The sequence below is a fragment of the Streptomyces sp. NPDC089799 genome (assembly GCF_040684755.1).
In the GTDB taxonomy this organism is placed as follows: domain Bacteria; phylum Actinomycetota; class Actinomycetes; order Streptomycetales; family Streptomycetaceae; genus Streptomyces.
Map to the genome: position 1 here is coordinate 1 of NZ_JBFBGR010000002.1, position 13217 is coordinate 13217.

At 69.0% G+C, this 13217-nt stretch carries 10 protein-coding genes; 1 reads left to right on the plus strand and 9 read right to left on the minus strand.

What is annotated here, in order from left to right; all coding sequences use genetic code 11:
* Window positions 1–103: 103 nt before the first annotated feature.
* The 5 genes from pssA to AB0O36_RS01740 form a co-directional block, all read right to left on the minus strand.
* Complete coding sequence (gene pssA, locus AB0O36_RS01720) at window positions 104–886, minus strand: CDP-diacylglycerol--serine O-phosphatidyltransferase (RefSeq protein ID WP_365103250.1); 783 nt, start codon at window positions 884–886, stop codon at window positions 104–106.
* 73 nt (window positions 887–959) lie between these two features.
* Entirely contained in the window at window positions 960–1616 is a 657-nt protein-coding gene (locus AB0O36_RS01725; RefSeq protein ID WP_365102566.1) for a phosphatidylserine decarboxylase, read from the minus strand.
* Between the two features lie 177 nt (window positions 1617–1793).
* The gene (locus AB0O36_RS01730; RefSeq protein ID WP_365102569.1) at window positions 1794–2999 is read right to left on the minus strand and encodes an acyl-CoA dehydrogenase family protein; all 1206 of its coding nucleotides are present in this window, start codon (window positions 2997–2999) and stop codon (window positions 1794–1796) included.
* Between the two features lie 2 nt (window positions 3000–3001).
* Window positions 3002–3514: a MaoC family dehydratase gene (locus AB0O36_RS01735; RefSeq protein ID WP_136212900.1), complete on the minus strand. Its 513-nt coding sequence runs from the start codon at window positions 3512–3514 to the stop codon at window positions 3002–3004.
* Between the two features lie 4 nt (window positions 3515–3518).
* Window positions 3519–4493, minus strand: coding sequence for a CoA ester lyase (locus AB0O36_RS01740; protein ID WP_365102572.1), 975 nt, complete (start codon window positions 4491–4493; stop codon window positions 3519–3521).
* 143 nt (window positions 4494–4636) lie between these two features.
* On the opposite strand from AB0O36_RS01740, the gene AB0O36_RS01745 reads away from it, so the two are divergent.
* Window positions 4637–5854: an RNA-guided endonuclease TnpB family protein gene (locus tag AB0O36_RS01745; protein WP_365102574.1), complete on the plus strand. Its 1218-nt coding sequence runs from the start codon at window positions 4637–4639 to the stop codon at window positions 5852–5854.
* Window positions 5855–5868: 14 nt separating this feature from the next.
* Here AB0O36_RS01745 and AB0O36_RS01750 read toward each other — a convergent pair whose 3' ends face one another.
* The 4 genes from AB0O36_RS01750 to AB0O36_RS01765 all read right to left on the minus strand — a co-directional run bounded on the left by AB0O36_RS01750 (window position 5869) and on the right by AB0O36_RS01765 (window position 12692).
* Window positions 5869–7929, minus strand: a complete 2061-nt coding sequence (locus tag AB0O36_RS01750) for a protein meaA (RefSeq protein WP_365102577.1) — start codon at window positions 7927–7929, stop codon at window positions 5869–5871.
* Window positions 7930–7990: 61 nt separating this feature from the next.
* On the minus strand, window positions 7991–9328 hold the full coding sequence (gene ccrA, locus AB0O36_RS01755; protein ID WP_365102580.1) for a crotonyl-CoA carboxylase/reductase: 1338 nt from the start codon (window positions 9326–9328) through the stop codon (window positions 7991–7993).
* Between the two features lie 525 nt (window positions 9329–9853).
* Window positions 9854–10690 carry a TetR family transcriptional regulator gene (locus AB0O36_RS01760; protein WP_365102582.1) on the minus strand — a complete coding sequence of 279 codons (837 nt, stop codon included), beginning with the start codon at window positions 10688–10690 and terminating at the stop codon, window positions 9854–9856.
* Window positions 10691–10874: 184 nt separating this feature from the next.
* Window positions 10875–12692, minus strand: a complete 1818-nt coding sequence (locus AB0O36_RS01765; RefSeq protein ID WP_365102585.1) for a 3-hydroxybutyryl-CoA dehydrogenase — start codon at window positions 12690–12692, stop codon at window positions 10875–10877.
* Between the last annotated feature and the right edge of the window lie 525 nt (window positions 12693–13217).

Here is a 13217-nt window from a genome sequence, read left to right on the forward strand (position 1 = left end):
ACCCACCCCCACCCCCACAACCCCCCCCAACCGCCGGTGGGCCCCGTATACCCATGGGTTATCCGGGGCCCACCGGCATGCGTGTCCGGGCGCCGCGCCGCCGCTACGGCAGCTGTGCCGCCCGTGCCTCGCGGCGGTTGTGCCGGAAGGTGTTGACCCGGCGGGTGGTGGCGAAGAGCGGGATGGTCGCCGCCAGGACGATCTGCAGGGCGCAGCCCGTCTGGAGCAGCAGCTGGCCGCCCGGGGCGTCGAACGCCCACGCGGCCAGCAGGCCCATCGCGCTGACGATCCAGCTCAGCATCGCCACGGCCAGCACGCCCCGCGGCTTCGGGTACTCGACCCGGCTGACCATCAGCCACGCCACGCCGACGATCGCCAGCAGGGTCGGCACGAACGGCAGCTCCAGCAGCACGATCGAGACGACCGTCAGGGCGCCGAAGGGGCTCGGCATGCCCTGGAACATGCCGTCCTTCATCGTCACGCAGCTGAATCTCGCGAGCCTGAGGACGACCGCCAGCAGCACCACGATCGCCGCCAGGGCCGACACCCGCTGGTGGGCGTCGTCCGCGACCATCCCGTACACGAGTACGAAGTAGGCCGGGGCGAGACCGAAGCTGATCAGGTCGGACAGGTTGTCCAGTTCCGCGCCCATCGGCGAGCTGCGCAGCTTGCGGGCCACGAGGCCGTCGAACAGGTCGAAGACCGCGGCGAGCAGCATCAGTATGACGGCGGTCGCGGCGCTGTGACGCGCCATGCCCGACTCGTCACTGCCGGTGAGGTGCGGGATCAGGATCCCGGTGGTGGTGAAGTACACCGCCATGAACCCGCAGGTGGCGTTCCCGAGGGTGAGGGTGTCCGCTATCGACAGCCGCAGCGAGAGGGGCATCTCCTCGCCGTCGGCCTCGTCGTCCGCCGCCACCTCGGGGACCCAGTCGTCCTTCGGTTTGGTGCGTGATGGATCAGTCACGGTCAATGCGAGTCACCCCCGCGGTCGTGGCCTGACCGACCTCGACCGCGACCTCGACGCCCTCGGGGAGGTAGATGTCGACGCGCGAGCCGAAGCGGATCAGACCGATCCGTTCGCCCTGCTCCACCTTGGTGCCGGCCGGCACGTAGGGCACGATGCGACGGGCGACCGCGCCGGCGATCTGGACCATCTCGATGTCGCCGAGCTCGGTGTCGAAGTGCCAGACAACGCGCTCGTTGTTCTCGCTCTCCTTGTTGAACGCCGGGACGAACCCGCCGGGGATGTGCTCCACGGACGTCACCGTGCCCGCCAGGGGCGCGCGGTTGACGTGGACGTTCAGCGGGCTCATGAAGATCGCGACCCGGGTCCGGCCGTCCTTCCACGGCATGATGCTCTGCACCACACCGTCGGCGGGCGAGATGACCCGGCCCTGGGCGATCTCTCGCTCGGGGTCGCGGAAGAACCACAGCATGCCCGCCGCGAGAGCGGTGGTGGGCACGGCCGCCGCGGCCCAGCGTCCGGACTTGCGGGCCCGGGTGAGGCTGAGCGCCGCGGTGGCGACGGTCGGCAGAAGCCACGGCGATGCTCCGCGCGCGAGGCGTACACCGAGGAGGCTGTCGCGAGGTGCAGAGGTTTGGCTGTGGGGCATGGATGACCTTCGTAGCGGGTGATTGCCGCGCCGCAAACGGGGGGACGGGACGGCGGCTTTACTGGAATGCTATCGGTTGCGCACAACAACTGGGCAAGCCAGAAGCCGAGTCGAGTCCTTCAAGCCGGTGACTGGATGTGACCCTTTTCGCTCCCAAACGGGAGCGAATCAGGACATTCAGCTCTGGACCCGGTACTCCTCCAGCAGGCGTCGCCCAATGATCATTTTCTGGATCTCGGCGGTACCTTCACCGATGAGCAGCATCGGCGCCTCCCGGTACAGCCTCTCGATCTCGTACTCCTTCGAGAAGCCGTAGCCGCCGTGGATGCGGAAGGCGTCCTCCACCACCTCCTTGCAGTACTCGGAGGCGAGGTACTTCGCCATCCCTGCTTCGAGGTCGTTTCGTTCCCCGGAGTCCTTTTTGCGTGCTGCGTTGACCATCATGGCATGAGCGGCCTCGACCTTGGTAGCCATCTCGGCCAGCTTGAACTGGATGGCCTGGTGCTGGGCGATCGGCTTGCCGAAAGTGTGACGCTGTTGGGCATATCCGACACCCAGCTCAAAGGCGCGCTGGGCGACTCCGCAGCCGCGCGCCGCCACGTTGACGCGGCCGACCTCCACGCCGTCCATCATTTGGTAAAACCCTCGACCGGTGACCCCGCCCAGCACCCGATTGGCCGGAATGCGCAGTCCGTCCATGATGAGCTCGGTCGTGTCGACGCCCTTGTAGCCCATCTTGTCGATCTTGCCGGGGATGGTCAGGCCCGGGCGCACCTCACCGAAGCCGGCCTCCTTCTCCACCAGGAAGGTCGTCATCGACTTGTGCGGGGCGGTGCCCTCCGGGTGTCCTTCGTCACTCCGGACCAGGACCGCCACCAGGGTGGAGGAGCCGCCGTTCGTCAGCCACATCTTCTGGCCGTTCAGGACGTACTCGTCGCCGTCCTTGACCGCCTTCGACGTGATCGCCGACACATCGGAGCCCAGCCCCGGCTCGGACATCGAGAACGCGCCCCGCACCTCGCCCAGCGCCATCCGGGGCAGGAAGTGGTCCTTCTGCTCCTGGGTGCCGTGCTGCTTGAGCATGTACGCGACGATGAAGTGCGTGTTGATGATGCCGGAGACCGACATCCAGCCGCGGGCTATCTCCTCCACGCACAGCGCGTAGGTGAGCAGCGACTCGCCCAGGCCGCCGTACTCCTCGGGGATCATCAGCCCGAAGAGGCCGAGCTCCTTCAGGCCGTCGACGATCTGCTGCGGGTACTCGTCGCGGTGCTCCAGCTCGGTCGCGACCGGGATGATCTCCTTGTCGACGAATTCCCGGACGGTCTTGACGATCTCCTGCTGGACCTCGGTCAGGCCGGCGGTCTGGGCGAGTCGGGCCATGACTACTTCCCCTGTTCCTTGAGCTGGGGGCGGCCGGGCTGCTCGCCGCCGCGCTCCTTGATGTACGTCTCGGTCGGGACCATCACCTTGCGCCGGAAGACGCAGACCAGGGTGCCGTCCTGCTTGTAGCCCTTGGTCTCCACGTACACGATCCCGCGGTCGTTCTTGGACTTCGACGGGGTCTTGTCCAGGACCGTGGTCTCGCCGTAGATCGTGTCGCCGTGGAAGGTCGGCGCCACGTGCCGCAGCGACTCGATCTCCAGGTTGGCGATGGCCTTCCCGGAGACGTCCGGCACGGACATGCCGAGCAGCAGCGAGTAGATGTAGTTGCCCACGACCACGTTCTTGCCGAAGTCCGTGGTGTTCTCGGCGTAGTTCGCGTCCATGTGGAGCGGGTGGTGGTTCATCGTGAGCAGACAGAAGAGGTGATCGTCGTACTCGGTGACGGTCTTCCCGGGCCAGTGCTTGTAGACGGCCCCGACCTCGAACTCTTCGTACGTGCGTCCGAACTGCATGGGGTTACGCCTCCGGGATCTCGAACTTCGACGTGCGCTGCATGCCGGCCGCCCGGCCCTTGCCGGCGATGACCAGCGCCATCTTGCGGCTGGCCTCGTCGATCATCTCGTCGCCGAGCATCGCCGAGCCCTTCTTGCCGCCCGCCTCGGACGTGCACCAGTCGTACGCGTCCAGGATCAGCTCGGCGTGGTCGTAGTCGGCCTGCGACGGGGAGAAGACCTCGTTGGCCGCCTCGACCTGGCCCGGGTGCAGCACCCACTTGCCGTCGAAGCCGAGGGCGGCGGCGCGCTGGGCGACCGCCTTGTAGCCGTCGACGTTCTTGATCTGGAGGTAGGGGCCGTCGATCGCCTGGAGGTCGTTGGCGCGGGCCGCCATCAGGATCTTCATCAGGATGAAGTGGTAGGCGTCCGCCGGGTAGCCGGGCGGCTGCTCGCCGACGACCAGGGACTTCATGTTGATGGAGGCCATGAAGTCGGCCGGGCCGAAGATGATCGTCTCCAGGCGCGGGGAGGCCTGCGCGATCGCGTTGACGTTGTTCAGGCCCTGGGCGTTCTCGATCTGCGCCTCGATGCCGATCTTGCCGACCTCGAAGCCCATCGTCTTCTCGATCTGGGTCAGCAGCAGGTCGAGCGCCACGACCTGCTCCGCGTTCTGCACCTTCGGGAGCATGATGCAGTCCAGGTTCTGGCCCGCGCCCTCGACGACGGTCACCACGTCCCGGTAGGTCCAGTGGGTGGTCCAGTCGTTGACGCGCACCACGCGGGTCTTGCCGGTCCAGTCACCCTCGTTCAGGAACTTCACGATGGTGTGCCGGGCCTCGGGCTTGGCCAGCGGGGCGCAGGCGTCCTCCAGGTCCAGGAAGACCTGGTCGGCCGGCAGGCCCTGGGCCTTCTCCAGGAACCGCGGGTTGGACCCGGGCACCGCGAGGCAGGAGCGGCGCGGACGCAGCCGGTTCACCGGGGACGTGGGCGTGGTCATCTGAAATCTCCTTGGGTGGAACATTCGGCTTCAGCCGGGGCGGAATCGCATCCTTGGGCGGGAACCCAACGACGGGGGTGCCGCTGCGTGATGCTGTGACCTGGGCTTGTGTTCGGTTCTTGGCCGCCTCTAGCTTCCGGCATGTGGAGGCTTCTCAGGTGAAGCGGGCGTTCAAGTACCGCTTCTACCCAACCGACGTGCAGGCGGCTGAGCTGTCGCGGACGTTCGGCTGCGTACGGAAGGTATACAACCTTGCCCTTGCTGCCAGGTCCGAGGCGTGGACGGTGGCCCAGGAGCGAGTGAGCTACGGGCAGACCTCGGCCATGCTCACGGCCTGGAAGAAGACGGTTGAGCTGGCCTACCTTGCCGAGGTGTCCTCGGTTCCGCTCCAGCAGACGTTGCGGCACCTGCAGCAGGCGTTCTCGGCGTTCTGGAACAAGCGGGCGAAGCACCCGCGATTCAAGTCGAAGCGGAGGTCTCGGGCCTCGGCGGAGTACACGCGCAGCGCGTTCCGCTACAGCGACGGCCGCCTGACACTCGCCAAGATGGCGGAGCCGCTGGAAATCGTATGGTCCCGGCCTCTGCCGTCCGGGGTGGAGCCGTCGACCGTCACGGTGTCTCGGGACAGCGCCGACCGTTGGTTCGTGTCCCTGCTTTGCGAGGACGTCCCGGCACCCCTGCCCGCGACCGCGGCGGCAGTCGGGATCGACGCCGGCCTGACGGCCCTGGTGACCTTGTCCACCGGGGAGAAGATCACCAACCCGAAGCACGAACGCAGAAACCGGGAGCGCCTGGCGCGTGCCCAGCGGGCACTGTCGCGGAAGGAGAAGGGCAGCAGAAACCGGGCGAAGGCATGTGCACGGGTTGCGAAGATCCATGCGCGGATCGCCGATTGCCGTCGGGACTTCCTGCATCAGCTGACGACTCGACTCGTGCGTGAAAACCAAACGCTCGTGATCGAGGACCTGAGCGTCCGCGGCCTGCTGCAAAACCACAGGTTGGCCCGTGCCATCAGCGATGCCGCGTGGCATGAGCTGCGGTGCATGCTGGAGTACAAGAGCTCCTGGTACGGACGGCAGCTCATCACCGTGGACAGGTGGTTTCCCAGTTCCAAGCTGTGCTCGGCCTGCGGAGCCCTGGTCGGCGATCTGCCCCTCAACGTCCGTGAGTGGACGTGCCACAGCTGTGGAACCGCCCATGACCGGGATGGGAACGCCGCTGTGAATCTTCTGGCCGCCGGGCTGGCGGTTGCTGCCTGTGGAGCGGGTGTAAGACCTCATCGGGAGTCCTCCTCTCGGTCGGGGCGGTCCGTGGTGAATCAGGAATCCTCACCCGTGAAGGTGGGGCTCCCCTCCCGTTAGGGAAGGGGAGGAAGTCAAGCGGGGACCTCCGTGCTGATGAGGGGGTTGAGCTTGTTCGCTTTGCGGATCTCGTCGACGATACGGCCGATGATCTCCGTGATACCGAAGTCCTTCGGGGTGAAGACGGCGGCGACACCGGCGGCCTTGAGTTCCTCGGCGTCGGCGTTCGGGATGATGCCGCCGACGATGACGGGCAGATCGGCCGCCCCCGCGGTGCGGAGGCGTTCCAGCACGTCCGGCACGAGCGCGCTGTGCGAGCCGGACAGGATGGACAGTCCCACGCAGTGCACGTCCTCGGCCAGTGCCGCCGACGAGATCTGTTCCGGGGTCAGCCGGATGCCCTGGTAGACCACCTCGAAGCCCGCGTCCCGGGCCCGTACGGCGATCTGCTCGGCACCGTTGGAGTGCCCGTCCAGACCCGGCTTGCCGACCAGCAGGCGCAGCCGCCCGGCGCCCAGCTCCTCCGCGGTCCGGATGACCTTCTCACGGACTTCGGCCAGCGGGGTGCCCGGCTCGGCGGTCACCGCGACCGGGGCCGAGGAGACCCCGGTCGGCGCCCGGAACTCGCCGAACACCTCGCGCAGCGCGCTCGCCCACTCGCCGGTGGTGACACCCGCGCGGGCGCACTCCAGGGTGGCCTCCATGAGGTTCTCGGTGCCGGCGGCGGCCTCCTTCAGCCGGTCCAGGGCCTGCCCGGCGGTCGGGAAGACGAACGGGTCGCCGTTCCCCTGCCGGTCCGAGGACTCCTGGCGCTCGGCCCGCCAGCGGGTGATCCGCTCGACGGTGAACGCCTCCACCGCGGGGTCGACGGTCATGATGGCCCCGTCGAGGTCGGCGGTGAGCGGGTTCTCCTCGGTCTGCTGGAAGCAGTTCACGCCGACGATCTTGTCCTCGCCGGCCTCGATCCGGGCCCGCCGTTCGGCGTGCGAGGAGACCAGCTGCGACTTCAGGTAGCCGGACTCCACGGCCGCCATCGCCCCGCCCATCTCCTGGATCCGGTCGATCTCGGCCAGGCAGTCGGCGACCAGGGAGTCGACTTTGGCCTCGATGACGTGGGACCCCGCGAAGATGTCCTCGTACTCCAGCAGGTCGCTCTCGTGGGCGAGGACCTGCTGGATGCGCAGCGACCACTGCTGGTCCCAGGGCCGGGGCAGGCCCAGCGCCTCGTTCCAGGCCGGCAGCTGCACCGCACGGGCACGGGCGTCCTTGGAGAGGGTGACCGCCAGCATCTCCAGGACGATCCGCTGGACGTTGTTCTCCGGCTGGGCCTCGGTGAGCCCGAGCGAGTTGACCTGGACGCCGTAGCGGAAGCGGCGCTGCTTGGCGTCCTCGATCCCGTAGCGCTCCTTGGTGACCTTGTCCCAGATGCGGCCGAAGGCGCGCATCTTGCACATCTCCTCGATGAAGCGGACGCCCGCGTTCACGAAGAAGGAGATCCGGGCGACCACCTCGCCGAACCGCTCCTGCGGCACCTGCCCCGAATCGCGGACCGAGTCCAGCACCGCGATGGCGGTGGACATCGCGTACGAGATCTCCTGGACCGGAGTGGCCCCCGCCTCCTGCAGGTGGTAACTGCAGATGTTGATCGGGTTCCACTTCGGGATGTTGTTGACCGTGTACGCGATCATGTCGGTGGTCAGCCGGAGGGAGGGTCCCGGCGGGAAGACGTGCGTCCCGCGCGAGAGGTACTCCTTGACGATGTCGTTCTGGGTGGTGCCCTGGAGCCTGGAGACGTCCGCCCCCTGCTCCTCGGCGGCCACCTGGTAGAGCGCCAGCAGCCACATGGCGGTGGCGTTGATCGTCATCGAGGTGTTCATCTGCTCCAGGGGTATGTCCTGGAACAGCCGCCGCATGTCACCCAGGTGGGAGACCGGGACCCCGACCCGGCCGACCTCGCCGCGGGCGAGGACGTGGTCGGGGTCGTAGCCGGTCTGCGTCGGCAGGTCGAACGCGACCGACAGGCCGGTCTGGCCCTTGGCGAGGTTGCGGCGGTACAGCTCGTTGGACGCCTCGGCCGTGGAGTGGCCGGCGTACGTCCGCATGAGCCACGGACGGTCCTTCTGGCGCTCTGTCATCTCAGGCGTTCCCTTTGGCCCTCAGACGGATCTCAGCGGTTCCGGCGGATGCCGGCGGATCTCAGATGTTGCGGAAGCGGTTGATCGCGTCGATGTGCTTGGCGCGCATCTCGGGGTCGCGGACGCCCAGGCCCTCCTCGGGGGCCAGGCACAGCACGCCGACCTTGCCCTGGTGGAGGTTGCGGTGGACGTCGTAGGCCGCCTGGCCGGTCTCCTCCAGCGAGTAGACCTTCGACAGGGTGGGGTGGATCTTGCCCTTGGCGATCAGGCGGTTGGCCTCCCAGGCCTCGCGGTAGTTCGCGAAGTGCGAGCCGATGATCCGCTTGAGCGACATCCACAGGTAGCGGTTGTCGTACTCGTGCATGTAGCCCGAGGTCGAGGCGCAGGTGGTGATGGTGCCGCCCTTGCGGGTGACGAAGACGGAGGCGCCGAAGGTCTCGCGGCCCGGGTGCTCGAAGACGATGTCGATGTCCTCGCCGCCGGTCAGCTCGCGGATGCGCTTGCCGAAGCGCTTCCACTCCTTGGGGTCCTGGGTCTGCTCGTCCTTCCAGAACCTGTACCCCTCGGCGTTGCGGTCGATGACCGCCTCGGCACCCATGGACCGGCAGATGTCGGCCTTCTCGGGGGAGGAGACGACGCAGATCGGGTTGGCGCCGCCGGCCAGGGCGAACTGGGTGGCGTAGGAGCCGAGGCCGCCGCTGGCGCCCCAGATCAGGACGTTGTCGCCCTGCTTCATGCCGGCGCCGTTCTTGGAGACCAGCTGGCGGTAGGCGGTGGAGTTGACCAGGCCGGGGGAGGCGGCCTCCTCCCAGCTGAGGTGGGCCGGCTTCGGCATCAGCTGGTTGGACTTGACGAGTGCTATCTCCGCCAGGCCGCCGAAGTTGGTCTCGAAGCCCCAGATGCGCTGCTCGGGGTCGAGCATCGTGTCGTTGTGGCCGTCGGAGGACTCCAGCTCGACGGAGAGGCAGTGCGCGACGACCTCGTCGCCGGGCTTCCAGCTGTTCACGCCGGGGCCGGTGCGCAGGACGACGCCCGCCAGGTCGGAGCCGATGATGTGGTACGGCAGGTCGTGGCGCTTGGTGAGCTCGCTGAGCCGGCCGTAGCGCTCCAGGAAGCCGAAGGTGGACAGCGGCTCGAAGATCGAGGTCCACACGGAGTTGTAGTTGACCGAGGAGGCCATGACGGCCACCAGGGCCTCGCCCGGGCCGAGTTCGGGGACCGGGACCTGGTCGAGGTGGAGGGACTTGCGGGGGTCCTTCTCACGGGTGGTGAGCCCGTCGAACATCTCCGTCTCGTCCTTGTGCACGGTGATCGCGCGGTACGAGTCGGGGAGCGGCAGGGCCGCGAAGTCGTCGGCCGTCGCGGCCTGCGACTGGATCGCGTCCAGGATGTCCTTCACGGTTTTGCCTCCTGCGAGCGCTGGATGAGGGTGCGCTGAGGGAATCGCGGTGCGGTGGAAGTGGTGGGTGTGCCGTCGGTTCGGCGTGTGCGTCATGCGGTGTTCGATGTGGTGCTCGATACGGCGCGTGATGCGGGTGGTGGTGCTGTGGCGGCGCCTGTGGTGGGGCGCGGGAGGTGCCTGTGACGCAGGCGTCCGGGGCGCGTTCCTCGCCGGGTGGGGCTGTGGACCGCGGGGACATCCGGACGGCTTCAACGTATGGCACCGCGTGTCACTCGACAAGGCACCGCGTGCCAAAACTTTCTCTCATTTGCCGATTGACCTGCGCAGATGAGCGATGATCGATCAGAGTTACCCGCGAGTAGGGGCAAGCTGGACATACGACAGCGGCCGCCCCCCGGATCGGGGGGCGGCCGCTGCGGCGGATGTGACGAGCATCGCGCGGGCGTCTCGGATACCGGTCACCCGGCACGGCCGCGGTCACCCGCCACCACGGGTCACCCGGCACGGCCGGCCTCCGGCCGGCTACCTGTTCTTCAGGGCGTCCTCGATGGTCCGCATGACCTCGTCGAGCGGGGCGTCCGTCCGAGCCACCGCCACCAGCACCTCGCCCTCGGAGCGCACGGCGGCCGACGGGCCCGGCCCGGCCACGGGGGCGGCCTGCGCCACGCCCGGGGTGCGGCCCGCGCCGATCCCGGTGCCGAAGGTCTTCCGGACGATCGCGAAGGCGTGGTCCAGCTCGGCCTCCACGTCCCCCTGGCCGCCGGCCCGCAGCCAGCGCCGCAGCACGTGGTTGTGGGCCGTGACCACGGCCGACGCGGCCACCTCGGCCAGCAGCGGGTCGTCGTTGCCGTCGTGGTGGTCCTGCTCGTCGAAATGGGCCAGCAGGTAGCGGGTGAACAGCCGCTCGTAGCGGGCCACCGAGGCGATCTCGCGCTCCCGCAGCGCCGGCACCTCACGGGTCAGCCGGTACCGCTCCACCGACACCGCCGGGGAGGCGGCGTACATCTTCATGACTTCCTTGATCCCCCGGCAGACCGTGTCGAGCGGGTGCTCGTGCGCGGGGGCGGCGTCCAGCACCGCCTCGGCCCGGATCAGGGTGTCGTCGTGGTCCGGGAAGATCGCCTCTTCCTTGGACCGGAAATGCCGGAAGAACGTGCGCCGGGCGACCCCGGCGGTCGCGGCGATCTCGTCTACGGTCGTCGCCTCGTACCCCTTCGTCGCGAACAGCTCCATCGCCGCGGCGGCGAGCTCACGGCGCATCTTGAGCCGCTGTGCGGCGGCCCGGGTGCCGGCGGCGCTCTCCGGGGCGTCGGAGGAGGCCGCGACGGGGCGGGCCTGGGTCTTGGCGGGCTGGGACATAGTGCGAACGTACTGCATGCGTGCCGGAGAGCGCGCCTGAGGTCCGGAGGGGTCCACGGGATGGGATGGATGCGGGGGAGGGCCCGCACTGTGCTCGGGAGGGTTCCCGCGCCGTGAGGGTCCGGCGGGGCCGAGCAGCCCTCCCCACGCATCCGGCTCATGTGCCCGTGGGTGTCCGCCGGCGTTACCGCCGGGCGTACTCACGGAATCCGCGACCGGTCTTCCGGCCCAGGCAGCCCGCCGCCACCAGGTGTTCCAGCAGCGGGGACGGCGCCAGGCCGGGGTCGCGGAACTCCTTGTGGAGGACCTTCTCGATGGCCAGGGAGACGTCCAGGCCGACCACGTCGAGGAGCTCGAAGGGGCCCATCGGGTAGCCGCCACCCAGCTTCATCGCGGCGTCGATCTCCTCGACCGAGGCGTAGTGGGTCTCCACCATCTTGATCGCGTTGTTCAGGTACGGGAACAGCAGCGCGTTCACGATGAACCCGGCCCGGTCGCCGCAGTCCACGGCGTGCTTGCGGACCTTCGTGCAGACCTCGCGGACCGTCGCGTGGACGTCGTCGGCGGTCAGCACCGTACGCACCACCTCGACCAGCTTCATCGCAGGCGCCGGGTTGAAGAAGTGCATGCCGATCACGTCCTGCGGACGCGAGGTCGCGCGGGCACAGGCGATCACCGGGAGGGAGGAGGTGGTCGTGGCCAGCACCGCGCCCGGCCTGCAGATCTTGTCCAGGGCCGCGAACAGCTCCTGCTTGACCGCCAGGTCCTCCGCGACCGCCTCGACCGCCAGGTCGACCTCGGCGAAGGCATCCAGCGACCCGGCCGGGGTGATCCGCGCCAGCGTCGTGTCGGCGGCCTCCTGGGTCAGCCGGCCCTTGGCCACGGCCCGGCCCAGGGACTTGCCGATCGCCGCCTTCGCGGCCGCCGCCTTCTCCTCGCTCCGGGCCGCCAGCACCACGTCGTAACCGGCCTGCGCGAAGACCTGCGCGATCCCGCTCGCCATGGTGCCGGAGCCGGCCACGCCGACGGAGGACACCGCGCGGCCGGCCGTCGCGGAGGCCCCCTCCAGCGGGGTGTGCGCGTCCCGCACCAAGGTCCCGCTGCCCGGCTGCTCGTACGAGTAGAAGCCGCGCCCCGCCTTGCGGCCGGTCAGCCCGGCCTCGGTGAGGTGGCCGAGGATCGGCGCCGGGGCGTGCAGCCGGTCACCGGAGGCGGCGTACATGGCCTCCAGGACGGTGCGCGCGGTGTCCACGCCGATCAGGTCGAGCAGCGCCAGCGGTCCCATGGGCAGGCCGCAGCCGAGCCGCATGGCCGCGTCGATGTCCTCGCGGGAGGCGTACTTCGACTCGTACATGGCCGCGGCCTGGTTGAGGTAGCCGAAGAGCAGCCCGTCGGCGACGAAGCCGGGCCGGTCGCCGACCGCGACCGGCTCCTTCCCCAGGGCGCGGGCGAGCTCGGTGACGGCCTCGACGGCCGGCGGGGCGGTGAGGACCGAGGAGACCACCTCGACCAGCTTCATGGCCGGCGCGGGGTTGAAGAAGTGCAGGCCGAGGACCCGCTCCGGGTGCTGCGACTCGGCGGCGAGCCGGGTCACGGACAGTGCGTTGGTGCCGGTGGCCAGGATGGTGTCGGGCCGGACGATCGCGTCCAGGTCCCGGAAGACCCGCTGCTTGATCGCGTAGTCCTCGGGGACCACCTCGATGACGAGGTCGGCGTGCACGGCCGCCTGGAGGTCGGTGAAGGTGCGCAGCCGGGCCAGGACGCTCTGCCGCTCCTGCTCGGTCAGCCGCTCCTTGGCGACGGACCGGGCGGTGGCGGCCCCGAGGGCGTCGACGCAGGCACGGCCGGCGGCCTCGCTGACGTCGATGCCGATCACTTCGTGGCCGGCCCGGGTGAGGACCTCGGCGATGCCGGTGCCCATGGTGCCGAGGCCGACGACGGCGACGGTCTGGAGGGCGGACGGGGCGGACTGGGCGGAACTGGACGTGGACGGACGGTCCATCGCGGGACTCCAGTGAGGGTGAAAGGGGTGACGGCTGAGGGGTCGCGGAGCGGGCACGGGCGCGCCGGGTGCACGGGGTACGCGGTGCAAGGAGTACGGCTGTGCGTGGAGCGCAGGGTGTGCGAAAGGGCCCACGGCGGGGCAGGGCAGCGCCGTGGCCGCGCCCGCGGATACGGGCGGATGCGGATGCTCCGCGGGGTACCGCGCTTCGCACAGCGCGGTGGAACACGGATCGCCGAACACGGTGAACGCGACGAACGTTACGAACACGGTGAACGCGACGAACACGGTGAAAACGGCGAACCGGTGGAATCGGCCGAGCCCTGTCCCGGGGCGCGGGCCGCACAACATGCCGAACCGACCAACACGAGCGGGGCTGCGTCACCAGGCCACGCCCGAAACCGGTCCCCGAGCCGATGCTGTCGGACCCGAGGACACGTTGCTGCGAGATTAACCGGTGGGTAACTGCTTGGCCAGACCAAGGGAGATGTGATCTGCACGATGCGCCCGAGCGGGCGGTGTGCC